This window comes from Frankia sp. QA3 (assembly GCF_000262465.1).
Classification (GTDB): domain Bacteria; phylum Actinomycetota; class Actinomycetes; order Frankiales; family Frankiaceae; genus Frankia.
This window is the reverse complement of the sequence record NZ_CM001489.1, coordinates 2,741,232-2,766,645: the sequence shown is the minus strand read 5'-3', so window position 1 is coordinate 2,766,645 and position 25,414 is coordinate 2,741,232. Positions and strand designations below refer to the sequence as shown.

The window sequence follows — 25,414 nt, the reverse complement described above, 5'->3', positions numbered from 1 at the left end:
CGGTCGTCGATATTCACGTACCGTGCGGTCGCGCCGCGTTCGCGGTACTCGGGATCCAGACGACCGTCGCCGCTGCGATCGCGGAGTGAGGTACCCCGCGGCCGTCATCCCCGTTGCGTCGCGGGCACGTCATGCGTGACAGCGAGATGGTCCTCGACCAGGTCGACGGTAATGCGGGAACCGTCGGTGACGTCGCCGGCGACCAGCGCCCGGCCGATCCGGGTCTCGACCTCGCGTTGGATGAACCGCCGCAGTGGCCTGGCGCCGAAGACCGGGTCGAACCCCTCGCGGGCGATGAACAACCGGGCCGCCTCGGTGATCTCCAGGGTGATCTGGCGGTCCGCGAGCCGCCGGCGCAGGTCCTCCACCAGCAGGTCGACGACCTGTTCGATCTCGGCCAGGGTGAGCGGCTTGAACAGGACGATCTCATCGAGCCGGTTGAGGAACTCGGGGCGGAAACGTTCTCGCAGGTCGGCCATCACCCGGGCCCGCGCCTCGGGTTCGATCTCGCCGTCGGGCGTCACCGCGTCCATCAGCCACTGTGAGCCGATGTTCGACGTCATGATGATCACCGTGTTGGTGAAGTTCACGGTTCGGCCCCGCGCGTCGGTCAGCCGGCCGTCGTCCAGGACCTGCAGGAGCGTGTTGAAGACATCGGGATGGGCCTTCTCGATCTCGTCGAAGAGGACCACGGAGTACGGCTTGCGGCGCACCGCCTCGGTGAGCTGCCCGCCCTCCTCGTAGCCGACGTAGCCGGGAGGAGAGCCGATCAGCCGGCTGACCGTGTGGCGCTCCTGGTACTCGCTCATGTCGATGCGGATCATCGCCTCCTCGGAGTCGAACAGCGCCTCGGAGAGCGTGCGCGCGAGCTCGGTCTTCCCGACGCCGGTCGGTCCCAGGAAGATGAACGACCCGACCGGGCGCCGGGGGTCCTTGATACCGGAGCGCGCGCGGATGACGGCGTCCGCCACCAGGCTGACGGCCTCGTCCTGACCGACCACCCGCTGATGCAGGATGTCGTCGAGGCGCAGCAGCTTCTCGCGTTCGCCCTCGACGAGCCGGGTGACGGGGATGCCGGTCCAGCGGGAGACGATGTCGGCGATCTCCTCCTCGGTCACCAGTTCACGCAGCAGCGGTTGCCCGTGCTGGCGGCTGGCCAGTCGTTCCTCCTCGGCGGCCAGCCGGCGTTCCAGTTCCGGGAGTTGGCCGTGGCGCAGCTCGGCGGCCGTGTTGAGGTCGTAGGCACGCTCGGCCTCGTCCGCGTGCCGGCGGACCTGCTCGATCTCCTCGCGCAGCTCCTGGACCTTGCGGATGGCCTGTCGTTCTGACTCCCACTGTGCGCGCATCGCGTCGGCCTCCGCCCGCAGGTCGGCGAGTTCCTTGCGGAGCTGGTCGAGCCGGGCGATGCTGGCCGGGTCGCTCTCCTTCGCCAGCGCGGCCTCCTCGATCTCCAGCCGGGTGACCTTGCGGGTGATCTCGTCGAGCGCGGTCGGCATCGAGTCGATGTCGGTGCGGAGCATGGCGCACGCCTCGTCGACGAGGTCGATCGCCTTGTCGGGCAGGAACCGGTCGGAGATGTAGCGGTGCGACAGCACGGCCGCGGCGACCAGCGCACCGTCCTGGATCCGCACGCCGTGGAAGATCTCGAACCGTTCGCGCAGTCCACGCAGGATGGAGATGGTGTCCTCCACCGACGGTTCGTCGACCAGCACCGGCTGGAAGCGGCGTTCGAACGCGGCGTCGGATTCGATGTGCTTGCGGTATTCCTCGACGGTGGTGGCGCCGATGAGGTGCAGTTCGCCGCGGGCGAGCATCGGCTTGAGCATGTTCCCGGCGTCCATCGATCCCTCGGCGGCGCCGGCGCCCACGACGGTGTGCAACTCGTCGACGAACAGCAGGATCCGGCCTTCGGCCGCCTTGACCTCGCTGAGGACGGCCTTGAGTCGCTCCTCGAACTCGCCCCGGTACTTGGCTCCGGCGACCAGCGCCGCCAGGTCGAGCTGGAACACCGTCCGGTCGCGTAGTCCCTCAGGTACGTCGCCCCGGTGGATGCGCTGGGCGAGGCCCTCGACGATCGCCGTCTTGCCGACCCCCGGGTCGCCGAGCAGCACCGGGTTGTTCTTCGTCTTGCGGGAGAGGATCTGCACGACCCGGCGGATCTCGGAATCGCGGCCGATGACCGGGTCGAGCCGGTCGTCGCGGGCCTCCGCGACCAGGTCGCGGCCGTACTTCTCCAGCGCCTCGTAGGTGGCCTCGGGGTTCGCCGACGTCACCCGCTGGTTCCCGCGAACCTCGGTCAGCGCGGTGAGCAGCTTCTCCCTGGTGAGGCCGTTCTGGGCGAGGATCCGGCCGGCGGCGCTGGATTGTCCCTCGTCGACGAGGGCGAGCAGGAGGTGCTCGACCGACACGTACTCGTCCTTGAGCCGACCGGCCTCCCTGCTGGCGGCGTCCAGCAGGCGGGACAGCCGCTGGGTCACATACACCTCGCCGGGTCGCGCGCCGGGTCCGGACACCTTGGGCCGGCGCCGCAGTTCGTTCTCGACCGCTTCGGCGACCGCGGCCGGATCCCCGCCCGAGGCGATCAGCAGGCGGCGCACCAGTCCCTCGGGCGGTTCGAGCAGCGCGGCCAGCAGGTGCTCGCCGTCCACCTCGACCTGGCCGAGGCGCACCGCTCGTGCCTGCGCGGCCTCAAGGGCCTCGCGGGACTTCTCGGTCAGCTTGTTCATGTCCATGGATGCACCTCGCCTCGGGCGGGTCGGGCACGGAGGAGCCGTTCGAGTTCGTCGATCCGGTCGAGCAGGTCGAGCACGACCCCGGTCGCCGTGTAGGTGATGCCGAGGTCGCGGCGCAGCCGTTCGATACGGCCGGCGCGTGCCACCGCCGTCGTCGCGAGTGTGTAGTGGCCGGCGGGGTCGATCTCCGCGTCGAGGAGACCCAGCGTCACCAGCCGTCGGACGAGTTCGGGCTGCAGGTGCGCCGCGACACAGAAAGCGTCCAGGTCGAGGCCCTGGGTACGGGCGCTGGCGCGCACGAGCAGTGTCGTCATGACCTCTCCCTGGGGTTGAAGGACGAGACCTCGGCGAGCTCGCGGAACAGCTCCGTCTCCCGCGCAGTGGGGTTGGGCGGGACCATGATTCGGGCGTGCGCGTAGAGGTCGCCGGCGTGGTCACCGCGCCTCGAACCACGCGCCGGGCGGGGCAGGCCCTTGCCGCGCAGGCGGAGCTTGCGGCCGGTGGAGGTGCCGGGCGGGACGGTGACGGTCACCTGCTCTCCGTCCGGGGTGGTGATGTCGACCTTCGTGCCGAGCACGCCCTCCCACGGCGCGAGGGGCAGATCGGTGTGCACGTCCCGGCCTTCGACCCGGAATCGGGGGCCGGGCGCGAGGCGCACCACGAGGTAGAGGTCGCCCGGATCCCCGCCGTCCCGGCCGCGCCCGCCCTGGCCCGCGAGCCGCACCCGCTGCCCGTGGGTCACTCCGGGCGGGATGGTGACCTGGACCTCGCGGGGCCCGGTCGGGCCCGCCAGGGTGACCCTGCGCCGACCGCCTCGGTAGGCCTCGGCGAGGGTGACCTCGATCTCGGCTTCCTGGTCGGCGCCGGACACCGGTCCCGCCCGGCCTCGACCGCGGAAGAATCCGCCGCCCGTACCGCCGAACAGGTCCTCGAAGTCGAACCCCTCGAACCCCTCGAACCCCTCGAACCGGAAGCCCGGGCCACCGGCGCCGGCGCGCGCCCCGGCACGCGCCCCGGCACCCGCGCCTGCGCCTGCCCATCGTTCGGCGCCTTCGGGCATCCGGCGGAAATCCGCGCCGAACCGGTCGTAGCGCGCCCGGGTGTCGGGATCGGAGAGCACGTCATACGCCTCCGACAGGTCCTTGAACCGCTCCTCGGCCCCTGGATCGGAGTTGATGTCCGGGTGGTACTGGCGGGCGAGTTTCCGGTACGCCCGCTGGATCGCGTCGGCGTTGGCGTTCCGGGGGACCCCGAGGATCTCGTAGAAGTCCTCGCTGGCCCGATCCGTGGTCTGGCCGCTGCTCATGTCACGATGCTTCCGGCTCGGTATCCGTTCCTGGTCCCTTTCCTGGTTCTGACCAGGTATCCCGCCCCGGCCCGTTGTTCGATTTTGCTCCGTTGTTCGGTTTCGATCCGGCGCTCACGGCCACGGACGCGGGGCGCAGTACGCGGCCGTCGGCCTGGTAGCCCGGCCGGAGCACCTCGACAACGGTGCCCGCCGGGGGCGGAGGGGACGTCGAGCCGCTGTCGACGACAGCGCCGACCTCGTGACGGGTCGGGTCGAAGGCGCCGGTCTCGTCGTCGAGCCGAGTGACCCCGGAGTTCCGCAGCGCGTCCAGAGCGAGCTGGCGTACCCCGCGTACCCCGTCGACGAGCGAGTCGGGGTCGGCGTCCGCGTGCGAGAGGGCGAGCTCGAGATGATCCAGCACCGGCACCCACGCGAGAACCACACGATCCCGCTCGGCTGCCTTCGCGGCGCCGATCTCGCGTCCGGTCCGCCGACGGTAGTTGTCGAAGTCGGCGAGAGTCCGCAGGTGGCTGGCCTGGCACTGCTCGAGCTCCGCGGCGAGGTCGGGTGCCGGGGCGGTCTCGGGCCGCTCGGCATCCGATCGGTTCTCACCCATCGTCACGCGTGGTGAAGTCGGCGTCGATGACGTCGTCCCCACCGGCCGAGGTCTCGCCCGATCCACCGGCTCCAGCTCCGCCGCCTCCAGCTCCGCCTGCTCCTGCTCCGGCTCCGCCGCTGGCCGCCGATGCCGCCTCGCGCTGCGCGGCGGCGGGCAGGCCGTAGAGGATCTGCTGGAGATCGTTGATGAGCGGCCGGACGCGGTCGACGTCGGCGTGCTCCTCCAGCGCGCGGCGGGCGTCGGCGATGAGCTGTTCGGCGCGGGCCAACTCGTGCACGGGGACCTGGTCGCCGAGTTCGGTGAGCCGCTGCTCGACCTGGTAGGCGATGGTGTCGAGCTGGTTGCGGGCGTCGGCGTTCTCTCGCAGCCGGGTGTCCTCGGCCCGGTTGCGCTCGGCGTCGGCGACCATGCGCTCGATGTCCTCCGACGGCAGGTTGGTGTTGTCCGAGATGGTGATCCGCTGCTCGGCGCCGGTGCCGGTGTCCTTCGCGGTGACGTTGAGGATGCCGTTGGCGTCGATGTCGTAGGTGACGTCGACCTGTGCCTGGCCGCGCGGGGCGGGGCGGATGCCCTCGAGGCGGAACCGGCCCAGCGTCCGGTTGTCGGCGGCCATCTCGCGTTCGCCCTGGAGCACGACGATGTCGACGGCCGACTGGTTGTCCTCCGCGGTGGAGAACGTCTCGGTGCGCCGCGCCGGGATGGTGGTGTTGCGATCGATCACCTTCGTGCTCACGCCGCCGAGGGTCTCCACCCCGAGGGAGAGCGGGGTGACGTCCAGCAGCAGCACGTCGGAGACCTCGCCCTTGATCACCGCGGCCTGGATGGCGGCACCGACGGCGACGACCTCGTCCGGGTTGACCGTCATGTTCGGTTCCTTGCCGGCGGTCAGCCGGCGCACCAGGGCCTGCACGGCCGGCATGCGGGTGGCGCCGCCGACGAGGATCACCTCGTCGATGTCCTGCTCGGAGAGCTTCGCGTCCGCCATCGCCTGCCGCAGCGGTCCCATGCACCGTTCGAGCAGATCGGCCGTGATCTGCTCGAACTGCGAGCGGGTGACGGTGGTGTTGAGGTGCTTCGGGCCGTTGGCGTCGGCGGTGATGAACGGCAGGTTCACCTGTGTCTGCGTCACGGAGGAGAGTTCGACCTTCGCCTTCTCGGCGGCTTCGAACAGGCGCTGCAGTGCCTGCGGATCGTTGCGCAGGTCGATGCCGGTCTGGTTCCGGAACTCCTCGGCGAGGAAGTCGACGAGGCGGCGGTCCCAGTCGTTGCCGCCCAGATGGGTGTCGCCGGCGGTCGCGCGCACCTCGACGATGCCGTCGCCGACGTCGAGGATCGACACGTCGAAGGTGCCGCCACCGAGGTCGAAGACGAGCACGGTCTCGTGCGAGCGCTTGTCCATCCCGTAGGCCAGCGCGGCCGCGGTCGGCTCGTTGATGATCCGCAGGACTTCCAGGCCGGCGATCCGGCCGGCGTCCTTGGTCGACTGCCGTTGCGCGTCGTTGAAGTACGCCGGCACCGTGATCACGGCTTCGGTGACCTTTTCGCCGAGGAACTTGGCGGCGTCGTCGGCCAGTTTCCGCAGCACCATCGCCGAGATCTCCTCGGGGGCGTACTCGCGCCCGCGAACGACGATCCGTACTGCGTCTTCCTTCCCGGCGGTGATGTCGTACGTGACTGTCTTCAGCTCGCTCGTGACCTCGCTGTACCGGCGGCCGATGAACCGCTTGACCGCGGTGATCGTGCCTTTCGGGTTGAGAATCGCCTGACGGCGGGCCAGCTCCCCGACCAGCCTCTCCCCGCTCTCCGTGAACGCAACCACGGAGGGGGTCGTCCGGGCTCCCTCGGCATTGGGGATGACGTTCGGCTGGCCGCCTTCCACGACGGCGATGACCGAGTTCGTCGTCCCCAGATCTATTCCTACTGCCTTTCCCACGATGACCTCCCGGTGGGAGCCTTCTGGTGGAAGTGGCGGGGCCGCGGCAGGCCTCACGACCACGGTAGGACCGGCCGGACGAAGACCGCAACACGCCGCCACCCGGCGAACCAGAGCAAGACGGCGGACCAGAGGCCGACACGTCCGCACGACGCGCCACCGCGCGTGCCGGGCCGGCGGCTGACCAATGTCAGCTCCGGCCGCTCCCGGCGGACGAGAGCCGGCCGAACTCGGTCTCCGCCAGGAACCGGGCCGCCTCGTCCGCCACGTCGGCATCGACGAGCAGGTCGTAGCGATCGGCACTCAGCGCCGACACGGAGACGAAGTCCCGCCGGCCCCGGCTGAACGCGTAGATCAGCAGACCCGTCAGAGCACCGAGGACTGCGCCGAAGACGGCTCCGTAGAGCGCGAGCAGCACCGCCGTCTGAACAGGGTTGATCCAGTTGAACAGGCCGAAGATCCAGCCGATCAGCGCGCCCGGGAGGGCACCGGCGAGCGCCGACCGGCCTGCCGCGGAGGCCCAGGTCAGCCGACCCGTGACCTTCTCGATCGTGTGCAGGTCGCGGCCGACGATGGCGGTCTTCTCCACCGGGAAGTGAAGGTCGGCAAGTCGATCGACGGCCCGTTCGGCATCGGCGTAGGTACTGAAGGTGGCGACCACTTTCTGTGAGCCGACCGTGCGGCCGGTCCCGTCCGCACGGTCCGTCCCCCGCTCACTCCGAGCATCATCAAGGCGCGGGTCGCCGCGGTGGAGGACTCCTGCTCGGGGAGCACCTGTTCCAAGGTCATGCGATCGGGAACCGCGGGCACCGCCCTCATCTGTCCCGAAATCGTTATTACCATGTGACATATCGATCGCCCCCACTCGATGTGGGTCGTGGTTGCGCCACCGCGCAGGGCATCCAAGGTATCTCCCCGAACAACGCGGTCGTTCTTGGAGATTGCCCGCGTGCCGGCTGCCCAACCGAGTACGCCCGAGATTTCTGGGGGCCGCGAGAACCGACTCGTGCTGGCGGCCGCGGCAGCCGGTGCGGACATCCACGGTGTCTGCGTTTGCCGGCGAAGCGGGCGCGGACGACGATTGGAGTGCACGCCAGAAGCCTTGCGCAACAGGCGTGGGGTAGAGCATTAACCTGCTCCGCCACTTCGAGCACCAGATCACGCTGCCCGGAGACGTCGACCCCGAATCGGTGACGGCGAGCCTGGACGACGGGGTGCTGGCCGTCCGGCTGGCGAAGGCCCGCAGCAGCCAGCCCCGCCACATCGAGATCTCCGGACCCACGGCGACGCAGAGCGGCCGGACGATCGATGACGCCTCGAGCCAGTACACCGACGCCACCACCAGGTCGTCCGAAGCCGCGTCATCCGAAGCCGGAGCGTCCAGCGCGCACACATAGCGCGCACACATCCGGCGCGGGATCATCCAACGGCTGACCCGACTGACGTGCCATGACCGCGCTGATCCGATCGCGCTGACCGGACCACGCCTTCCCTTCCTCGCGCGCCTTCCCCCAGGGGTTCAAAGGAGATTCAAAGGAGGAGGTCGAAGATGTGGCTGACGCGCTCCCATTCGTTGGGCCCGGGATTCTTGAGCTTCGGTTCGATGATCGTGAAGGCTCTGGCGAGTGCGAGGCTCAGTCCGCCGACGATGAGGGGAAGACGGGCCGCGGTGTCGTCGCTCAGGGCAAGGTCCAGCGGGGGGCGAGCCGCGATCTGTTCCAGGATGGGACGCAGCTCGATCTCCTCGTCGAGATCCCGGAAATGGTGCATGCTCTCCTGGAGCCCTTTGGTGATGGGCAGGTCCCAGGGCTCTATCACATCTCGGAGGTTCGCCTTCGCGGTCGCCTGCGCCATGAGCAGCAGATCGAAGACCTTGTCGTTGACGAAATCGCCGTAACGCTTCACGTCGTTCTTGTCCATGTCCAGACCCGCGGCGGTCCGGAAGAATCGCTCGAATCTGGTCACGCCCATAACCGGCATGGTGATCCTCCCTCGGCTGGTCGCGTACGCGCCACTATCCGGCGCGCACGACGTCAAGCATTCCATGCAGGTGGGCGGCGGCCTGTTCAACGTCGAAATGCTTGTACTGCCCGGCTCTCGACTCGGCCGACAGGACCCCGCACCGGTGCACGTTCTCGAAGTCTCCGTAGGGGAACTTGTACCGCGTCTTCCGGTCCTCGCCGATCTTGTCGTCGATCCCCAGGTACCACTTCTGGTACTCACCGAGGCCGTGCTCCTCGACGAACCTGTTCTCCTGCTGAGCTGACGGCTGATGCTCGCTCCAGTCGTCCCGCTCGTCCAGCACGACCTTCCTGTCCTCGATCAGCTTCCGGGCATGGTCATAGGCCTTTCTGTTCAGTCTCACCGCCATGATCTCTCCCGATCCTCGCTGCTTCGTTTCTACCCAGGTCCACTCTGCCCACGTCCACGTAGCCAGAGTGAAACAGATGGGCCGGTTCCGCAAGAGATCAGTTCTCGAGTTCACATAAACGCTATCTCAGCCATATAACCGCATGCTCCCGTTTCTCCGCGCGAGGCCGCGGGAGCCTGGGAAGATCGCGGGGAGATAGCCGCGGACCGGCGATGTGGTTTCTGTTGGCCGCACGCGTTCGACCTGGCGGAGGTAACTGATCAGGTACTTTTTCAGAGTCCGCCTTCGCGTAGCTGCCGGTCAATCATGATCGAGTGATGGGTCGAGGTGTGGTCCGTCCGCTGGTGCTGGTGTCGCAGTTTGTGGGGGTTCCGGTTCCCGCCGGAGGTGATCGTGCTGGTGGTCCGGTGGTACCTGCGGTACGTGGTGTCGTACCGGGACGTCGAGGAGCTTCTCGCCGAGCGTGGCCTCGACGTCGATCACGTGACCGTCCACCGGTGGGTGCAGCGCTTCACGCCTCTGCTGGTGGACGCCGCCCGGCCCGGTCAGGTCTGTTGCATTGCGGGAGGCAAGACATGGATTGCCCTGTCGATCGGGTGATCAGATCGCGAGGGTGAGCTTGGTAAACGCGGCCGTCAGCCGTGCGTGCGGGTCGGCGTCGGTCCCGAGTTCGTAGTGGCCGCGGCGGATGTTCTGGACGAACGCATGACCTGCGCTGATCGTCTGGACGGAGCGCAGCCGTTTCAGTCCGCGCATCGGGCGGAGCCAGGCTTTGAGTCTGCTGTGATCGGCTTCGATCCGATTGTTCTCCCGGGCACCGTCGACGTGGCAGGCCTCGGGGAGCAGCTCCTCGAGGAGCCTTGGGTAGACGGGGGCCTTGTCGGTGGTGACCTCGACGGGCCGGCGCCCGTGGGACAGCGTGCGGGCGAAGAACCGGCGGGCGGCGGCCTGGTCGCGGCGGGTGCTGGCGAGGACGTCGATGACCTGGCCGTGCTGGTCGACGCCCCCGGTACAGGTAGGTCCACCGGCCGGCGATCTTGACGTAGGTCTCGTCGACGAACCACCGGTCACCAGGACGGTCCGACGCGGCCGGGCGGCGTCAACGAGCAGTGGCGTGAAGCGCTGGACCCACCGGTACACGGTGACGTGATCAACGTCGATGTCCCGTTCGGCCAGTAGCTCCTCGACATCCCGACAGGACAGCGCGAACCGCGGTACCAGCGGACCGCCAGCACGATCACCTCGGGAGGGAACCGGAACTCCGTGAACTTCGACGTCGGAGCCGGTGGCCGGACGCGACGTCGACGCATCATTCGATCATGACTGATCGGTAGCCGCGATGGTGAACTTCGCCGATGCAACAGTGCCGCCCAGGCCAGGTGGGATGGTTTGGATTCGTTCGAGGGAGGGGTCGGTGGTCGGGTCTGCACGATACTGGGCGGTGATCACCATGGGCGACCGGGCGGCGAGGAGGCTGTGATGGCGGCCACGGGTGTCGAGAACGTGGCGCCGGCTCCGTCCCAGGGACACGAGCGGCCACGAGGGCCGCGCGACACGGGAGGAAGTCATGACGATCCACCGGATGGATCACGCCGGCGTTGTGGTCACCGATCTCGCGGCTGCCATCGCGTTCTTCGTTGAACTGGGCCTGGAACTGGAGGGCGAGACAGCGGTCGAGGGTGCATGGGTGGACCAGCTCGTCGGGCTGGAAGGCGTCCGAGCGGACATCGCCGTCGTGCGGACCCCGGACGGCCACGGCCGGGTCGAGCTGTCGACGTTCCACTCGCCGGTGGCCACCAGCACTGCGCCGAGGGCGCCGCTGAACACCCCGGGCATCCCTCGCCTGACGTTCGTCGTCGACGCCGTTGACGACGTCCTCGACCGCCTGCGCGCCCACGGCGCCGAACTCGTGGGTGAGGTGGCGCAGTACGAGGATTACTGCCGGTACTGCTACGTCCGCGGCCCCGAGGGCATCATCATCGGGCTGGTCGAGGAGCTCGGCTGAAGCAGCACGATTCTCCTACGTCGCTTAGGAGATCACCAACCAGTACCAGCCACACCGGAAGGACCGCCGCCATGGGCACTGTTGCGTTCGGAGGACGCGGGGCATGCCAGCGGCCACGGTGATCTTCGGTCAGACGGCGTGGGCGAGTTCGGTGAACGCGGCTGCCAGCCGGAGCTGTGGGTGGGTGTCGACGGCGCACTTGTCGTGGCCGCGGCGGATGTTCTGGACCAGGGCGTGTCCGGCGCTGACGGTCTGGACGGACCGCAGCCGTTGCAGGCCGCGCATCGGCCGGAGCCGGGCTTTCAACCGGCCATGATCTGTCTCGATCCGATTGTTCTCCTGGGCGGCGTCGACATGGCAGGCCTCGGGGAGCAGCTCGTCGAGGAGCCTTGGGCAGACCGGGGCCTTGTCGGTGGTGACCTCGACCGGCCGGTGGCCATGAGATAGCGCCTGGGTGAAGAACCGGCGGGTGATGCCCTGGTCGCGGCGGGTACTGGCGAAGACGTCGATGACCTGTCCATGCTGGTCGACGGCCCGGTACAGGTAGGCCCGCCTGCCGGCGACCTTCACATAGGTCTTATCGACAAACCACCTGTCACCAGGCCGGCGCCGGCACGGCCGGGCCGCCTCGGCGAGCAGGGGTGTGAAGCGCTGCGCCCACCGGTAGATCGTGACGTGGTCGACCTCGAGGCCGCGTTCGGCCAGTAGCTCCTCGACGTCCCGGTAGGACAGGGCGAACCGCAGGTACCAGCGGACCGCCATCACGATCACCTCCGGCGGGAACCGGAACCCGGCGAACTCCGACGTCGGAACCGGGGATGGACACGACGTCGACGCATCAACCGATCATGACCGATCGGCAGTTCCTCAGGGGCACCAGCTGAGCCCGCCACGTCCCGCCTCGGCATAACGCAACAGAGCCCTCGTGCCGCGGCCGAGCGCCTGGGCGATCTCGTTGCGGCTCAGCCCGCGCTCCGCGAGTTCGCGCACGCGTTCGGCGGGTTGTACTGGTACATGGGCCCCGCGAGGCTTCCCCTTCCCCTGTCCACTGCGAGGCACCGTGGCCGCGCTCGTGGACGTGTAGGGGCTCCGCGGGTCAGGCTCCTGGCCTGTGCGGGTCGGACGAAGAACTAGACGTTGATCCAGACTGATGCACCGCCGGGTTGGCTGAGGATCTGTGCGGCGGTTGCGAGTTTGTCTGCGAGGTCTGGGACTTCGATTGGCCGTGTCTTGCCAGGAGCATTCCAACAGCCGCCGCTGTGGGCGAGGATGGACCCGAGACGGCCAATGCGTGGCTTGGTGTTGGGACTGACGATTGCCCCTGCGGAGTGGTCGTGGTAGGGGCCCTCTAGTGCCACGAGCTGCGTGTCGCCGTCAACTCCCAGGATTACGAGTTTCGGCATTGGCGCCTTCCTGTTCAAGAGGGGGGAGGATGGACCAGTTCCATCCTGAACGTTTCATCGCGGCCCGTGGCTGCTGTTTGGGCGTACCTGCCAATACTACCTCTTGGATGTCATCGATGGTAACGCCGCCGTGGATCTGGGTTTCGATGTAGCTCTCGGCGCGAAACCGGGAGCTGATGTAGTCGCGTTCATCGAAGGTGCCAGCGGTCCCTCCCGCCGACCAGCCGCCTTCGAGGCGTGGGCTGAACGACTCCCAGGTCGGAGCGGTCAGCGGGGTGGGTCGTCCGAATCCCACTGAGCCAAGGGAGTCTCCGACAAGTGCCGTGGAGCGTTTCGCAACATCTCGTTTGAGGATAATTTGGACTGTGCCGTACCCGGAGAGGTCGTCTCGGAGGTCAAGGGGGGCTTCGAAGTCGTATACGCCGACCGAACGTGGGCCGCCGATATCGAGGTAGCCGTAGACAGGTCGTCGAGTGGGGTCGAGGTCCGGTGGGTAGCCGAACCACTGCTCTTCGCGGGTCCGGCGGGATGCGCGGCTGTCGTAACCGGTTTCGATACCTGGTTCGAACTGGGTCCTGTAGCGGCCAGCGGCGAGGAATCGTTCGAAGCGTTGCTGGTCGAGCTGCATACGGATCGCGACGTTCCGACCGGTGAACGCTTCTCGTACGTGGCGTGTCATCCCGTCACGGAACTGGTCTGCTGTCATGTCCGCGAACCGCGCATATGCCGGGTCGGAAGTAGCCCTCGCGGCGAGCTGCCTGCGGAGCTGGTCGGCGTTCGCTTCGATGGATGCCTGCTGGACGGCGCGTTCGTAGTCGACGGGGCGCCGTTGTTTGACGTCGTCGACGGCGGCTCGGTTGCCCGAGGCGGCGGCGGTGAAGACCCGTCGGATGTCCGGGTCGGCTGTTCAGGTGGCTGTGGGCTGCCATGCGGGTGCCCGTGCGGGGAGCGTGCGGCGTCTGGTGCGGCTATCCCAGATGGCGGCGAGGGTGAGCGCCGACTTCTGGTGCACTCCGCAGAGGCGCTTCCTGGCCGAGCCCAGTTCCGGCGGCGGCGGCCTGTTATGGCTACGCGCGCAGTGCAGCGGTGAGGAACGCGGGCCACGACGCGCTCCTGTTTGGTGCACCCGGTAGGGGTGGGTAGCCGGGTTCGGGATTGTCAGGGACCCGCATGCAACAGGTGGTGACGGTTGCGGCCCGCCGCTTTTCGTTGATCTTGGTGCACATGGCTGTCCATCACGAGGCACCGTGCCCTCGCTCGTGGACGTGTAGCGGCGTCGCGGCCAGGCACCCGGCATGGCGCGATAGGGGGTGGAGGCGAGGATGTCGGCGGCTCGTGGATCTACCGTCAGGTCGGCCAGATGTTCTCGCGCTGGATGGTGAGCCCGACGGATTGCGCCGCGGTCCGGATCTCTGCGAGGAGCTGAGTCAGATTATCCCGGCTGGGGACCGCTGCCGGAGTAGCGAGGAGCGTGACCATCCACTCGTCCGCCCTGCCTCGCCACAAGGTCAGACGCGCACGATCCTCACCGCTGTCGACGAGGTATCGTTCGCCGAAGGCTTCATCGTCGTCGTCATCCCACCGGCCTCGCGGCTGAAGATTCAGAGATCGGCGGAGGGTGCGGACCTTCTCATAGTCGATCGGACCTTGCATGCTGGTGGCCAGGACCGTTTTCCACATCTGCTCTCCCGGAAGCTTCGTAATTTGCCTTGAGCATAGACGATTTCGGGCGACAGCACACGGTTGTACCAGCCGCCCGAGTCGCGCCCCTCCCCGTCGCCGGGCGACTTGGGCGGTGCCGCCACCCAGTCGTTTGGATGCTGATACGGGTAGAATCCAAACTTTGCTTGGTCATGGGAGCCGGCACTGTTGTGCACACCCAAAGCCATCTCCGTACCGGGGAGGGTCCGCTACGGTCGCCCGCCAAGTACTCGCGGTAGGCGGCGGGATCGTCTTCCTCTCGGAAGTAGTGCAGGAACGACTCAACAAGGAAATCCGGCGGCGGACCGACGTCGTCGGTATCTTCCCTGGCCGCGACGCCATCGTGCGTCTCGTCGGCGCGGTCCTCGCCGAGCAACACGACGAGTGGATCGAAACCAATGCCGCTTGGTTAGGGAGCTGGTTCCGTTGTCAACGGCGACGCGCTCAACGAGGCGACATCAAGCCGACACGCTTTCTCTCGCGCGAGTCATAGCTTCTACAGCACACGCCGGCGATTTATTGATCGAGACGTCGATGGAATGCCGGTGTGTCGCGTCTCCCGGATGCCCTCGAACTGCCCGCAGTCACCAGTGACCGGCTGACGGATCGAATTTCCATCGGCGTTCTCGCACGTGTGGTTCCTCGGGATCTGGCCGACGAGGTACTCACGGAGACGGGACGGCTGGAACAGCCTAGGAGGCTTCTACCAGCCAGGGTCGTCGTGTACTTCACGATGGCGATGTGTCTGTTCCTCGACGATGACTACGACGAAGTGATGCGTAGGCTGGTCGGCACGCTGCGCTGGCTCGGGTCCTGGCGCGGGGAGTGGAAGATTCCGAGTACCGGGGCGATCTCACAAGCTCGGACACGTCTTGGCCCGGAACCGTTGAAGCTGCTGTTCGAGCGGGTCGCCGTGCCGGTCGCCGGCCTGGGCACGAAAGGCGCCTGGCTCGCGTCCCGTCGACTCGTGGCCGTGGACGGCGTCCGCCTCGACACCGCGGACACCCCGAGAATGCCGAGGCGTTCGGTCGTTTCAGTCACGGGCCGAGGATCGCAGCCTTTCCCCAGGTCCACATCGTCGCACTGGCCGAATGCGGCACCCACGCGGTGTTCGCCGCCGCCATCGGCACCTACGCCAGCGACGAACGGTCGCTCGCGGCCACGCTGCTCGACGCCTGCGAGCCGGGCATGCTCCTCACCGCCGACCGCAACTTCTACGGCTACGGCCTGTGGCAGCAGGCGCTCGCCACCGGCACGGACCTGCTCTGGCGGGTCAACATGAACCTCACGCTCCCCGTCATCCGGGCACTGCCCGACGGCTCCTACCTGTCCCTTCTAGTCGACCCCAGGATTCCCGTCGCCAAACGTAGCCGGCTCATCGCCGATGCCCTCAACGGCGCCGACCATGCCGACCACGACACCCGGAACCAGATGATCTACGACTACATCGCCCGGCGGAACCAGCACGCAGAAGATCAGAAGCTGCGGCAGATCGTCCAGCGGGCGAACGTGGCCTGACGAGGCACTAGATATCCCCGGTCAAGATCCGCTCTGCCTGACTGCGCTCCACACAGAACTCGTTCCCTTCAATGTCGATCATAACGACCCAGCCCGTACCGTCCGGCTTGCGGAAGTCCGCGACAAGCTTGGCGCCTAGGCCCAACAGCCGCTCGACTTCTTCATCCCGAGATCGGTCCTGTGGCTGAAGATCCAGGTGCAGCCGGTTCTTGACCTTCTTGCCCTCGGGTACGGCGAGGAACAGCAGGCCTGGCCCGCTGCCCTCTCCGGTGCTCACGAGTACCTCCGGGACCTCGGGCCGGTCGTCCTCGTGGAGGACCCCTCCCAGGACCTCTGCCCAAAAGGACCCAAGAGCGTAGGCATCGGCGCAGTCGAACTCGATATTGCGTATGAGCGAAGTCATGGTGTCACTATCGGCCGTCGGTGACGAGCGTGGCGTGCAACGCCCTGACTCGCAACTCGACTGGCCAACCTGACCTTCCACCAGCGAGCACTGAAAATGGCCAAGCAGCCGCGCTCCAGGGGCGTTCCGGCTGGCCGACGAGGCCATCTGGGCAGCTCGGGCTGGCCATCTTCACCCGATCCCTCCACAGGCTGTAGGGATCGGATCTCGTTGGCGAGTCGCCGTCGTAGTTGGCGAGTGGATGGCGAGTCGCCGTCGTAGTTGGCAAGTCCGGACGTCGAGGCGGTCCTAGTCGTCAGGTGGTCCTGGTGCTGCTGTGTCACCGCTGTCGGTTGGAGGGTTGCGCGACGGGGCGCCAGTCCGCTGGCTTGAGCTCGGGCCTTGAACCGCGAAGCCGTCTTTTAGGTATCAGGCCGAACGTTCGGCGATGAACACGAACTCACGCCCTGGGCGGTCCGGCGCCTCCCGCACGTCCAGGACTCTGTAGCCGTTGGCGACCAGGCTCGACGTCGGAGCCGGTGGACGGATACGACGTCGACGCATGATTCGATCATGGCTGATCGGTAGCCGCGATGGTGGACTTCGCCGACGCAACAGTGCCGGGGAGAGTTGTCCGGTCCAGCGTGGGGTGGGGCGCGGTGTCGTGTTCCCTGCTTGGGCCTCTCGGTGTCCCTGAGGCTGCCCGCAGCTCATGGCTGTCGGTTGCGGACTGTAGCCCGCCGGCGGGTGAGCCTGACGGCGCTACGCTGGTTCGGAGGGATCAGGTCTGTCGGGTCGCCTGAGGGAGGTGCGCCATCGCCGCGGAGATGATCGCTCCTGCGTGGATGCACGAGCAGATCACGGCGGAGCAGTACGACTCCTGGTCCGCCGAGCAGTGCGCGGGCATCGAGGTCGTGGACGGGATGGTGGTCGTGAGTCCCAGCGCGTCCAAGCGGCACAACCGGCTGGTCAAGATCCTCGCGGTTGCGTTGGAGGCCGCCGCCGGGCCGGACTGGAACGCGGACTTCGATTTCGATGTTCGGCTTCAGGACGTGCCGCTGACCAATCGGCGTCCGGACGTCGTCGTGTACCGCGCCGACACGATCGACATCATCCCGGCCCGTCCCGAGCACATTCTGCTCGTCATCGAGGTTGTCTCGCCCGGTTCGGAGACGACCGACCGGATCGTCAAGGCCGAGCAGTACGCGAGGGCCGGGATCTCGTACTACTGGCGGGTCGAGCAGCCCCCCGCCGGCGTCCCGGTCGTCCATACCTACGTCCTCGACCCGGCAACCGGGAGCTACCGTGACGGTGAGGTCTTCACGGGCGTCGTCGATGCCGTCGCACCCTTCCCGGTCAAGGTCGATCTCGCTCGGCTCTAGCGATGTCTGCCGGGCGGCTTCGAGCAGGCTGGCCGGCCGGCCGGCGGGATCCCCCGTGCACTGGTGCATGAGTGGTCGGTGAGTGGAGGCGCGGGGAGGCTCGCAGGCTGTTACCGGTCGCCTGCCGGCACCGGCCGGGCGACAGGTGGTGTGTGGATGAGACCTACGTGAAGGTCGCCGGCCGCTGGACCTCCCTGTACCGGGGGCGTCGACCAGCACGGCCAGGTCATTGACGTCCTCGCCAGCACCCGCCGCGACCAGGCCGCCGCCCGCCGCTTCTTCACCCGCGCGCTGTCCCCTGGCCGTCGGCCGGTCGAGGTCACCACCGACAAGGCCCCCGTCTACCCAAGGCTCCTCGACCACCTGCTCCCCGAGGCCTGCCATGTCGACGCCGCCCAGGAGAACAATCGGATCGAGACAGATCATGGCCGGTTGAAAGCCCGGCTCCAGCCGATGCGCGCCTCGGATCAGGGTCCTGCTCGTGCCGGCCACCCAGATGCTGCCGTCGTCGTGGGTGGCGATGAGCACCTCGCCGGCTCGTTGCAGGGCGGTGCCCTGCCGCACGGTGTAGGCCGGCGGCAGGATGCCCTCGCGGGTGAGCCAGACCGCGAAGGCCGTGTTCAGGCTCCCGGTGACGGGGTCCTCGCCGATGCCGGCGGCGAACGCGCACCTCGACGTCGGCGGGGCCCGCCGGGTCGAGTCCGATGACGCCGCTCGCGAGCTGCCCCATCCGCGCGTAGTCGGGGCGGATCGCCCGGACGGCGTCCGCGGAGTCCAGCATGAGCCCCACCCAGCCGGGTCCGTTGTCGGCCCAGGCCGCGCGCCGCACGTCCGCCGGGGTGATCCCGAGGGCGGCGATCGCCTGCTCGCGGGTCGCGTCGTCGAGCGGCCCGGAGCGGATGAGCTCGGGGGCGCGGAAGGCGAGCGCGTCGCCGGCCCGCCGGAGCTCGACGAGCCCGATGCCGCACTCCTGCACGACGTTCGTGCCGTCGGGCACGCCCCCGGCCTCGAGCCAGGCGTGGGCGCTGCCGAGCGTGGGGTGCCCGGCGAGGGGCAGCTCGCCAAGGGGGGTGAAGATCCACAGGCGGTGGTCGGCGCCGGCGACAGTCGGCGCCAGCAGGAAGGTGGCCTCGGAGAGGTTCGTCCAGCGCGCGAACGCCGCCATCCGCTCGTCGTCGAGCCCGTCGTCACCGGCACGGCCGGCTTACCGGCTCTCCTCCTGCTCGGGGAGCCCCCAGAACGGTCCGTGAAGTCCGACGCTGCGGAAGTAGTCGGCCGCGGCCACCGGCTCGCGGCGGACGTACGGGGTGTCCAGCCGCCCCTCGTACCAGTGCGCCGCCAGGCGCCACAGGGTCTCCAGGGACATGACGTAGCCGCGGTCGTTCCCGGTGCGGGCGAGCCAGTCCTCGACGCAGCCCTCGGAGCAGAAGATGAGCTGGTTCTCGCAGGCGTGGGCGGCGTCGGGCCAGATCCGGTCCGCGGGCGTGAGGAAGTGCGCGACCTGGGATCCCTCCGGCGGGCCCTGGTTCGTGACCGTCCAGGCGTGCGCGGTGCCGCAGGCGGGGCAGGTGGTCGCGACGAGCACCTCGGGCGAGTCGGGGACGAGGTTCGGGATGGCGAAGGAGTCCCACGCGCACCCGCCCCACCACAGGGTGCGCGCTCCCATGACGGAGAAGCCGAAGGACCGGGTCGCGAACGGGTGGGCCATCTCGACCTCGCCGTCCTTGAGGACGACGTTGCGGGTCTGGGCGAGCTCGGTCAGCGCCGCGTCGTAGTCCTGGGGCGTGACGTCCAGCTGCCGGGCAAGCTCCTCCCGCGGGGGCAGCGCGCCGTCCGCGGCGAGGCGGGTGTAGATCGCGAAGCGCGTGCGTTCGGCGAGCTCGCTGAGCGTCATCCTGGGTGCCCCTTCACTCGAGGTGATTCTATTGGGGGCGGTGGTGTCACGCTCCTATGCGCGGCCGTCGTGACCGTGGCTGTGGGGCGCCAGAACTCGGCCACTGGTGCTGACCTGGGGTTTTAGGCGGTTCGTTCGTCTTCGTTGATCGGGCCGTCGAGGGCGGGTCGGCGGTTGGTCCGTTCGTGGGTGAGGTTGGCGATGGGGTGGTCGGGCGGGGGTGGTTGAAGGTTGCGGCCGCGGTGGGGTCGTCGTTCGTTGTAGTGGGTCGCGTGCTCGGTCAGGGCGGTGCGCAGGTGCTGTTGACCGAAGACCAGCGTCCGGTCGGTGATCTCGGTCCGGACGGTGCGGACGAGCCGTTCGGCGTAGGCGTTCGCCCGCGGGGTCGGCGACACGGGGTGGGATCGTGAGGGTGGTGATGCCGGTGTCGGCGAGGACCGCGTCGAACGAGGCGGTGAACTGCCCGGTCCGGTCGCGGACCAGGACCTGGAAGTCGGCCGTCCGGTCACCGAGATCCATCAGGAGGTTCCGGATCTGTTGGGCGGTCCACGGCCCGTCCGGGTTGGCGGTGACCCCGAGGACGTGGATGTAACGGGTGCCGACTTCCAGGACGAAGAAGCAGTACAGGCGCCGCAGGGTCACGGCGCAGTCCACGTGGAGGAAATCGACCGCCAGCATCGTCGATGCCTGGGCGCGCAGGAACTGCCACCACGTCGTGTCGGGGTGGCGTTTCGGTGCCGGAGGCAGCCCGATGGACTTCAGGACCCCAACGCCACACCGGAGATCGTGGCTTGACTGTGGCCTGATTGGAGAGGGGCGGTCCTTCCAGGGGGCGTCAGGTCGGCGGGTACTCGACGTTCCTCGGAGGGGGTCAAAGGCTGTGGGCGTCCGGCCGCAGGAGATCATGTTCACCCTGTGTGACTGGAATGCGGGTCGTCGGCGTGTCGCGGGGCCAGCACTATTGCGGTGAGCCGCTGGTCGAGGCCGATCCCGATGCCGGGCAGGACCGCGTGCAGGTATCTGCGGCTGGGCTGCTCCACGGTGACCGAGGGGCGTCGCCGCAGCCGGTCCAACCCCGACAGCGATGCCTGCCTCGCCATCTGCCCGGTCGCCGTCCCGACCAGCAGCTCCCCGCCGGTCAGCCCCGGCGCCCGCTGTTTGACCGGGCCGACCCCGCTCGTCGAGCGTCTCGACGACACCGAGCCGGTCGACCAGCTCGGCCACCGCGGCCAGGCCCGTCATCTGACCCGCAGCCGGCGAACTCGGGCTTGCCGCGGCGGGCGGCCCGCCGCCGAGGGGTCATGTCCACGGCGGCGGGCCGGCTGCGGTGCCCGGCTGTCTGGCAGATGCCTACCGGTCGCGGTGTGGGCTCCGACGGCAGCGGCTCGACGGCCAGGCACCGGGGGTCAGCGGTCCTGAGGGTCAGCGGTCCTGAGGGTCAGCGGCGAGGCGTCGGCGCCGCGCTGGCCCCGAGGCCGAGGCCGTTCGGTCCGGCGCTGGCGCCGACACCGGCTCCTGGCACGGTGGCGCCAAGACCCACGCCGCTTTGCCCCGCCTGCGCGCCCACCCCGGTGCCCGGCGCGCTGGCCCCAAGACCGCGGCCGCCCGGTCCGGCACTGACGCCGACACCCGCGCCCGGCACGGTGGCGCCAAGACCCACGCCGCTTTGCCCCGCCTGCGCGCCCACCCCGGTGCCCGCTCCGACGCGAGCGCCGGCCCCGACGCTACCCGGCCCCGCGGTCGCGCCCACCGCCGCGTTCGGCCCCACTGCGGCGCCGGCCCCGACACCGCCCGGGTCGAGACGGGTATCGGCCCGCACGCCCGGTGCGACCGTGGCGTCGACCTGAGCCTGTAGTGCCCGCCCGCAGAAGGGGCCTACCTTGTCGCGACCGCCGGCGGCGGTGACCAGGGCAGTCATGCCCGGGGAGTCAAGAGCCGTGCTGGCGCCGCTCGCCGCGGCCGCCGTGTAGGTGTGGCACAGCGCGAGCAGCGACGCCGAGACGGCGGCGCCGGGGCTCGTCACGGCGACCATCGGGGTGGTCACCGTGGCGGACGGCGTACCCGTCGCCGACACGGTGCCGCCGTCTCCACCGGTGAGCGGGAGTACTCCGGTGCTGGCGGCCACGGCAGCGCCGCTGAGGACGGTGGCTCCGACCGCCGCGGCGGCGATCTTCATGGTCAGGGCGTTCGCGAGCATCAACTTCAACATCGATTTTCTCCGCGGCTGGGGGACGTGAACGAGACGCGCCTCCCGGAAGGCGGCCATCGCCGCCTCCTCACCGTCGAGCTCCCCGTCGCGGGCCGGAGCGGACGCGGCGGCGAGCAGATCGGCAAGGGGATCCGTACCGATCCCGGCGTTGACCGGGTCGCCGCGAAGCAGCCGCTCCGCGTCGACCCGACCGTCCGGACGAGGTCGGTGTGTGCTCATCTCACGTCCTTCAGCGTCGAAGTCCTCGCCGGTGTTACACCCGGCCGAAACCCGTGGTCATCGCTGCACGCCGATATCCCGATCATGTTCGTCTGCTCCTGGCCGACCGGTCTTGCTGATCCCCTCGCTCACCGAGGTGTTCGACCGCACCGAGCTGTTCGGCGAGCCTGCGCAACCCCCGATGCGCCGCGGTACGCACCGCACCGGCCCGCTTGCCCAGGACCCGTCCCGCGGTCTTCGCGTCCAACCCCATCACCACCCGCAGCAGCACCGCCTCGGCCTGGTCCAACGGCAGGCCCGTGATCAGACGCAGGGCCGCCTCAGTGGACATCGCCTCCAACGCTTCGCCTGCGGTGTCGTCAGGGCCGGCCAGCTGCGCCGTCACCAGCTCGACCGGGACGTCCTCCCGCTGGCGGCGACCCCGTCTGCGCAGGTGGTCGAGCGCCCGGTGACGCGCGATCGTGGCCGCCCAGCCGCGGAAACCATCGGCGTCCCCGCGGAACGTCGGCAGGTCACGAGCAATCTGCAGCCACGCCTCGGAGGCGACGTCCTCGGCGTCGTCGCCCACCAGTACCCGCAGGTATCGCAGCAGACCCGGCTGGACCGTCCGGTAGATCAGCCGGAAGGACGCCTCGTCTCCCCGCTGCGCTCCGCTGACCGCCGAGGAGAGATCCGGCTCCGTGGTGGGAGGAGGAGTGGTAGGGGGAGGGTCGGTGTCGGGGCCGTCTCGGAACGGGGTGCTGGCACCGCCGAAGGTACGCCTGATCGGTGTCGGCGGAGCCGGTATCACCGGTACGCCGGCGGCAGCGGGCACCGACTCCGCGGTGGCCGGCAACTGTCGCGGAATCCCACTGGTTGCGGCCCCGCCACCTGCGCTCGTCTCCGCGCTCTCGCTCACCGCGCAGATGATGGGGCCCCATCTGGACGGCCATCACAGGAGGGTGCTGTTGACAGCGCAGTGGCATCCAGCCGACACGTTCGGCTTCCATCATGGCGAGGACCTGCGAAGGCGCTGCTGCATCGCGAGGACGCGGCGCACGCCAGGGGTCTCCACGACCGCGGTCAGACTGCACCGGCGAGCTCGGTGAACGCCGCGGCGAGCCGAAGGTGTGGATCGATGTCGGTGGCGATTTCGTCGTGGCCGCGACGGATGTTCTGAACAAGGGCGTGTCCAGCGCTGATGGTCTGGACCGAGCGCAGGTGTTTCAACCCGCGCAGCGGGCGAAGCCGGGCTTTCGATCGGCCGTGGTCTGCTTCGATCCGGGTGTTCTCCCGGGCGGCGTCGACATGGCAGGCCTCGGGGAGCAGCTCGTCGAGGATCCGCGGGTGGAACGGGGCCTTGTCGGTGGTGATCTCGGCCGGCCGACGGCCATGGGACAGTGCCCGAGCGAAGAACCGGCGGGCGGCGGTCTGGTCTCGGCGAGACGCTCCTCGACGTCGCGGTACGACAGCGCGTACCGCAGGTACCAGTGGACCGCCAGGACGATCACCTTCGGTGGGAACCGGAACCCGGCGAACTCCGACATCGGAGCCGAAGGACGGACACGACGTCGACGCACCACCCGGTCATGACCGATCGGCGGCAGCCGCGATGGCGGACTTCGCCGATGCAACAGCGCCGAAGGATCTATCGCGCCAAGAAGCGGCCCATTTTCTGCATTCGCGGCAAACTTTGCGTAACTGGGATAAAACCACCCTAAACCTCGCGCCACCATAAATTTCATGGCGAGTTAAACCGTTTTTTTGGAGGGCGATCGGGAACAAGGTTACGGCGACGAAAGGAGAGACGGTGACTCTTACGAGGAAAGCATTGAGCCTTGGAGTAATGATATTCGCAGTTTTCTCCATCATGTTGGCAAGTGCTACGGTGCAGGCTCTGCCGATCGGTGCTCCGCAGGGCACCTGGAGCGGCGGCGGCGCGCAGGGCACCTGGAGCGGCAGCGGCGCGCAGGGCACCTGGAGCGGCGGTGGCCGGCAGGGCGCCTGGAGCGGCGGCCGGTAGGGCGGCCATGGCCAGCACGGCGGGCTATGCCCGTCACTGCCGCCATTACCGCTATCGCTGTCACCGTTGGTGAAGCGTCGAAAATCCTCCTACGACGAGAGATGGCACTGTTGCGTCGGCGGAGTCCGCCGCCGCGCAGTTGCCGATCAATCATGGTCGAGTGATGGGTCGAGGTGCGGTCTGTCCGCCGGTGCCGGTGCCGGGGTCGGAGTTCGCGGGGTTCCGGTTCCCGCCGGAGGTGATCGTGCTGGCGGGGCGGTGATACCTGCGGTACGCGTTGTCGTACCGCGACGTCGAGGAGCTTCTCACCGAGCGTGGCCTCGACGTCGATCACGTGACCGTCTACCGGTGGGTGCAGCGCTTCACGCCTCTGCTGGTCGAGGCCGCCCGGCCCCGCCGGCACCGGCCTGGCGACAGGTGGTGCGTGGAGGAGACGTAGGTGAAGGTCGCCGGGAGGTGGACCTCCCTGTACCGGGCCGTCGACCAGCACGGGCAGGTCATCGACGTCCTGGCCAGCACCCGCCGCGACCAGGCCGCCGCCCGCCGCTTCCTCGTCCGGGCGCTGACCCATGAACGCCGGCAGGTCGAGGCCACCACCGACAAGGCGCCCGTCTACCCGCGGATCCTCGACGAGCTGCTCCCCGAAGCCCGTCACGTCGACGCCGCCCGGGAGAACAACCGGACCGAAGCCGACCACGGCCGGCTCAAAGCCCGACTCCGGCCGATGCTCGGATCGAAACGGCTGCGCCCCGCTCAGACGATCAGCGCCGGGCACGCCCTCGTCCAGAACATCCGCCGCAGCCACTACGAACTCGCCACTCACACCAACCCACATCCGCGACTGACGGCCGCGTTCACCGAACTCACCCACGCCATCTGACCACCGACAGCCTGGCCCGGCATGCACGCCATCCCAGAACGCAACAGTGCCGGCGTGGGACTCCCCGGGACGGGTCCTCCCGGCGCTGGTCGAGATTCGCGGACGCCTGAGACCGGCTCACACGGCGACTGTGCTCGGCACTGCGCGGCGCACAGCAGGGTGGCAGCCACGAGAACCGCCAGCAGGCAGACGGCGCCGGCGGTGAGCACGGCGGCGTGCAGGCCGCCGAGCGTTGCCAGTGTGTCGGTGTTCGACGACTCGGAGCTCCCGTACGTCGAACTCAGTCAGCCCGGTAGTCGCGGATTAACGAGGAATTTCCCGTACTCGATCATCCTGCATACGTCGGGCCTGAGCCGCTCCGGCCAGGCCCGCCTGCGCCGCTGCGGTGCCGGTCGAGCCAGGCGGTGCAGGTGGGCCCACTCGTCCTCGTCCAGACACAGCACCCGGGCGATCGCGTCTAGAACGGCGTCCGAGGCGTTCGAACTCTGGCCCTGCTCCAGACGCGTGTAGTAGGCGACGCTAACCCCCGCGAGTTGCGAGAGCTCCTCCCGCCGCAGCCCAGGACATGTTTCTTCTGCGATTCGCCAGTCGAAAAAACATTCGATGTGCTGCGCGATGCAGATTCCAGCTTCGCGGGATGATTAGCGCAGCGGGCGGAAAAAGGTGCGCACGTCCTCCCGGAGAGGCCGAAACCCGGAATGTGCGGGAGCACGAGGTGAAAGGCATCGGCGGGGTCTCCGCCGTGGGCGTGTGGATCGGTCAGGGGCCCGATGACGTCAAGGAACTCCACGACTGATCCGGGCCAGCCGTGAGTCATGATCAGGGGCAGCGCATGCCGTTCGGGCGAGCGGACATGCAGGAAGTGCACGCTGGCTC

The 25,414-nt window shown here is 68.6% G+C and carries 21 protein-coding genes and 13 pseudogenes; 9 read left to right on the top strand and 25 right to left on the bottom strand.

All coding sequences use genetic code 11. The features are described from left to right. Positions 1 to 104: 104 nt before the first annotated feature. The 6 genes from clpB to FRAQA3DRAFT_RS11275 all read right to left on the bottom strand — a co-directional run bounded on the left by clpB (position 105) and on the right by FRAQA3DRAFT_RS11275 (position 7,233). Positions 105 to 2,732, bottom strand: a complete 2,628-nt coding sequence (clpB, locus tag FRAQA3DRAFT_RS11300; protein ID WP_009739173.1) for an ATP-dependent chaperone ClpB — start codon at positions 2,730 to 2,732, stop codon at positions 105 to 107. Beyond that, positions 2,723 to 3,046, bottom strand: coding sequence for a chaperone modulator CbpM (locus tag FRAQA3DRAFT_RS11295; RefSeq protein ID WP_009739172.1), 324 nt, complete (start codon positions 3,044 to 3,046; stop codon positions 2,723 to 2,725). Before FRAQA3DRAFT_RS11295 ends, clpB begins: the two co-directional genes overlap by 10 nt. Next, positions 3,043 to 4,038, bottom strand: a complete 996-nt coding sequence (locus FRAQA3DRAFT_RS11290) for a DnaJ C-terminal domain-containing protein (protein ID WP_009739171.1) — start codon at positions 4,036 to 4,038, stop codon at positions 3,043 to 3,045. Before FRAQA3DRAFT_RS11290 ends, FRAQA3DRAFT_RS11295 begins: the two co-directional genes overlap by 4 nt. Position 4,039: 1 nt before the next feature. Beyond that, positions 4,040 to 4,636 carry a nucleotide exchange factor GrpE gene (locus FRAQA3DRAFT_RS11285; RefSeq protein WP_009739170.1) on the bottom strand — a complete coding sequence of 199 codons (597 nt, stop codon included), beginning with the start codon at positions 4,634 to 4,636 and terminating at the stop codon, positions 4,040 to 4,042. Next, positions 4,629 to 6,572 (bottom strand): molecular chaperone DnaK, encoded by a 1,944-nt coding sequence (dnaK, locus tag FRAQA3DRAFT_RS11280; RefSeq protein ID WP_009739169.1) that lies wholly within the window; start codon positions 6,570 to 6,572, stop codon positions 4,629 to 4,631. Before dnaK ends, FRAQA3DRAFT_RS11285 begins: the two co-directional genes overlap by 8 nt. 190 nt (positions 6,573 to 6,762) lie before the next feature. After that, on the bottom strand, positions 6,763 to 7,233 hold the full coding sequence (locus tag FRAQA3DRAFT_RS11275) for a general stress protein (protein ID WP_009739168.1): 471 nt from the start codon (positions 7,231 to 7,233) through the stop codon (positions 6,763 to 6,765). A gap of 529 nt (positions 7,234 to 7,762) precedes the next feature. Here FRAQA3DRAFT_RS11275 and FRAQA3DRAFT_RS38240 point away from each other — a divergent pair. Beyond that, positions 7,763 to 7,969 (top strand): hypothetical protein, encoded by a 207-nt coding sequence (locus FRAQA3DRAFT_RS38240; RefSeq protein ID WP_051054276.1) that lies wholly within the window; start codon positions 7,763 to 7,765, stop codon positions 7,967 to 7,969. Between the two features lie 133 nt (positions 7,970 to 8,102). Here the strand turns inward: FRAQA3DRAFT_RS38240 and FRAQA3DRAFT_RS11265 are convergent, their stop codons facing one another. Together FRAQA3DRAFT_RS11265 and FRAQA3DRAFT_RS11260 are read right to left on the bottom strand one after the other, a co-directional pair. After that, positions 8,103 to 8,552, bottom strand: a complete 450-nt coding sequence (locus tag FRAQA3DRAFT_RS11265) for a DUF1931 family protein (RefSeq protein ID WP_009739167.1) — start codon at positions 8,550 to 8,552, stop codon at positions 8,103 to 8,105. Between the two features lie 34 nt (positions 8,553 to 8,586). Continuing rightward, positions 8,587 to 8,943 (bottom strand): hypothetical protein, encoded by a 357-nt coding sequence (locus FRAQA3DRAFT_RS11260; protein ID WP_009739166.1) that lies wholly within the window; start codon positions 8,941 to 8,943, stop codon positions 8,587 to 8,589. Between the two features lie 360 nt (positions 8,944 to 9,303). Between FRAQA3DRAFT_RS11260 and FRAQA3DRAFT_RS11255 the strand changes: the two are divergent. Next, a pseudogene (locus FRAQA3DRAFT_RS11255) lies at positions 9,304 to 9,468 on the top strand (IS6 family transposase); the annotation flags it as partial. Between the two features lie 75 nt (positions 9,469 to 9,543). Here the strand turns inward: FRAQA3DRAFT_RS11255 and FRAQA3DRAFT_RS11250 are convergent. Next, positions 9,544 to 10,253, bottom strand: a pseudogene (locus FRAQA3DRAFT_RS11250) (IS6 family transposase). A gap of 257 nt (positions 10,254 to 10,510) precedes the next feature. On the opposite strand from FRAQA3DRAFT_RS11250, the gene FRAQA3DRAFT_RS11245 reads away from it, so the two are divergent. After that, positions 10,511 to 10,948 (top strand): VOC family protein, encoded by a 438-nt coding sequence (locus FRAQA3DRAFT_RS11245; RefSeq protein WP_009739164.1) that lies wholly within the window; start codon positions 10,511 to 10,513, stop codon positions 10,946 to 10,948. Between the two features lie 129 nt (positions 10,949 to 11,077). On the opposite strand, the gene FRAQA3DRAFT_RS11240 is transcribed toward FRAQA3DRAFT_RS11245, so the two are convergent. The 3 genes from FRAQA3DRAFT_RS11240 to FRAQA3DRAFT_RS11235 all read right to left on the bottom strand — a co-directional run bounded on the left by FRAQA3DRAFT_RS11240 (position 11,078) and on the right by FRAQA3DRAFT_RS11235 (position 14,031). Beyond that, positions 11,078 to 11,710 (bottom strand): IS6 family transposase, encoded by a 633-nt coding sequence (locus tag FRAQA3DRAFT_RS11240; RefSeq protein ID WP_009739163.1) that lies wholly within the window; start codon positions 11,708 to 11,710, stop codon positions 11,078 to 11,080. 612 nt (positions 11,711 to 12,322) lie between these two features. Continuing rightward, positions 12,323 to 13,057: a hypothetical protein gene (locus FRAQA3DRAFT_RS34920; RefSeq protein ID WP_009739161.1), complete on the bottom strand. Its 735-nt coding sequence runs from the start codon at positions 13,055 to 13,057 to the stop codon at positions 12,323 to 12,325. Between the two features lie 641 nt (positions 13,058 to 13,698). Next, positions 13,699 to 14,031 carry a hypothetical protein gene (locus FRAQA3DRAFT_RS11235; protein ID WP_009739160.1) on the bottom strand — a complete coding sequence of 111 codons (333 nt, stop codon included), beginning with the start codon at positions 14,029 to 14,031 and terminating at the stop codon, positions 13,699 to 13,701. 295 nt (positions 14,032 to 14,326) lie between these two features. On the opposite strand from FRAQA3DRAFT_RS11235, the pseudogene FRAQA3DRAFT_RS33015 reads away from it, so the two are divergent. Then, positions 14,327 to 14,446, top strand: a pseudogene (locus tag FRAQA3DRAFT_RS33015) (transposase); the annotation flags it as partial. A gap of 153 nt (positions 14,447 to 14,599) precedes the next feature. Then, a pseudogene (locus tag FRAQA3DRAFT_RS11230) lies at positions 14,600 to 15,450 on the top strand (IS4 family transposase); the annotation flags it as partial. A gap of 127 nt (positions 15,451 to 15,577) precedes the next feature. Here FRAQA3DRAFT_RS11230 and FRAQA3DRAFT_RS11225 read toward each other — a convergent pair. Next, positions 15,578 to 15,973, bottom strand: a complete 396-nt coding sequence (locus FRAQA3DRAFT_RS11225; protein WP_009739159.1) for a VOC family protein — start codon at positions 15,971 to 15,973, stop codon at positions 15,578 to 15,580. Positions 15,974 to 16,381: 408 nt separating this feature from the next. Next, positions 16,382 to 16,480 (bottom strand): annotated as a pseudogene (locus FRAQA3DRAFT_RS38705) (SAM-dependent methyltransferase); the annotation flags it as partial. A gap of 299 nt (positions 16,481 to 16,779) precedes the next feature. On the opposite strand from FRAQA3DRAFT_RS38705, the gene FRAQA3DRAFT_RS11220 reads away from it, so the two are divergent. Both FRAQA3DRAFT_RS11220 and FRAQA3DRAFT_RS33010 read left to right on the top strand, forming a co-directional pair. Then, positions 16,780 to 17,334, top strand: coding sequence for a Uma2 family endonuclease (locus tag FRAQA3DRAFT_RS11220; RefSeq protein WP_035920870.1), 555 nt, complete (start codon positions 16,780 to 16,782; stop codon positions 17,332 to 17,334). Positions 17,335 to 17,456: 122 nt separating this feature from the next. Further along, positions 17,457 to 17,793: pseudogene (locus tag FRAQA3DRAFT_RS33010) on the top strand (DDE-type integrase/transposase/recombinase); the annotation flags it as partial. Between the two features lie 66 nt (positions 17,794 to 17,859). Here the strand turns inward: FRAQA3DRAFT_RS33010 and FRAQA3DRAFT_RS38080 are convergent. The 9 genes and pseudogenes from FRAQA3DRAFT_RS38080 to FRAQA3DRAFT_RS38700 form a co-directional block, all read right to left on the bottom strand. Next, positions 17,860 to 17,958: pseudogene (locus tag FRAQA3DRAFT_RS38080) on the bottom strand (phenazine biosynthesis protein PhzF); the annotation flags it as partial. 151 nt (positions 17,959 to 18,109) lie between these two features. Further along, positions 18,110 to 18,499, bottom strand: a pseudogene (locus FRAQA3DRAFT_RS38075) (PhzF family phenazine biosynthesis protein); the annotation flags it as partial. A 39-nt stretch (positions 18,500 to 18,538) separates the two neighbouring features. Continuing rightward, entirely contained in the window at positions 18,539 to 19,228 is a 690-nt protein-coding gene (gene merB, locus FRAQA3DRAFT_RS11215; RefSeq protein ID WP_009739157.1) for an organomercurial lyase, read from the bottom strand. Between the two features lie 122 nt (positions 19,229 to 19,350). Beyond that, positions 19,351 to 20,248, bottom strand: a pseudogene (locus FRAQA3DRAFT_RS11210) (integrase core domain-containing protein). Next, complete coding sequence (locus FRAQA3DRAFT_RS11205; protein WP_009739156.1) at positions 20,137 to 20,427, bottom strand: hypothetical protein; 291 nt, start codon at positions 20,425 to 20,427, stop codon at positions 20,137 to 20,139. The pseudogene FRAQA3DRAFT_RS11210 and the gene FRAQA3DRAFT_RS11205 overlap by 112 nt, the downstream one beginning before the upstream one ends. A gap of 239 nt (positions 20,428 to 20,666) precedes the next feature. After that, positions 20,667 to 21,656, bottom strand: a complete 990-nt coding sequence (locus FRAQA3DRAFT_RS11200) for a hypothetical protein (RefSeq protein ID WP_009739155.1) — start codon at positions 21,654 to 21,656, stop codon at positions 20,667 to 20,669. 82 nt (positions 21,657 to 21,738) lie between these two features. Then, positions 21,739 to 22,491, bottom strand: a complete 753-nt coding sequence (locus FRAQA3DRAFT_RS11195) for an RNA polymerase sigma factor (protein WP_009739154.1) — start codon at positions 22,489 to 22,491, stop codon at positions 21,739 to 21,741. A gap of 227 nt (positions 22,492 to 22,718) precedes the next feature. Next, a complete protein-coding gene (locus FRAQA3DRAFT_RS33000) occupies positions 22,719 to 23,036 on the bottom strand; it encodes a DDE-type integrase/transposase/recombinase (RefSeq protein ID WP_369809459.1) in 318 nt (105 codons plus the stop codon). A 35-nt stretch (positions 23,037 to 23,071) separates the two neighbouring features. Then, positions 23,072 to 23,182: pseudogene (locus FRAQA3DRAFT_RS38700) on the bottom strand (IS6 family transposase); the annotation flags it as partial. A 341-nt stretch (positions 23,183 to 23,523) separates the two neighbouring features. On the opposite strand from FRAQA3DRAFT_RS38700, the gene FRAQA3DRAFT_RS38070 reads away from it, so the two are divergent. Next, positions 23,524 to 23,658 carry a hypothetical protein gene (locus tag FRAQA3DRAFT_RS38070; RefSeq protein WP_255347013.1) on the top strand — a complete coding sequence of 45 codons (135 nt, stop codon included), beginning with the start codon at positions 23,524 to 23,526 and terminating at the stop codon, positions 23,656 to 23,658. 163 nt (positions 23,659 to 23,821) lie between these two features. Further along, a pseudogene (locus FRAQA3DRAFT_RS11175) lies at positions 23,822 to 24,538 on the top strand (IS6 family transposase). Positions 24,539 to 24,861: 323 nt separating this feature from the next. Here the strand turns inward: FRAQA3DRAFT_RS11175 and FRAQA3DRAFT_RS32995 are convergent. Further along, a pseudogene (locus FRAQA3DRAFT_RS32995) lies at positions 24,862 to 25,101 on the bottom strand (helix-turn-helix domain-containing protein); the annotation flags it as partial. Positions 25,102 to 25,214: 113 nt separating this feature from the next. Further along, positions 25,215 to 25,414 (bottom strand): annotated as a pseudogene (locus FRAQA3DRAFT_RS32990) (epoxide hydrolase N-terminal domain-containing protein); the annotation flags it as partial.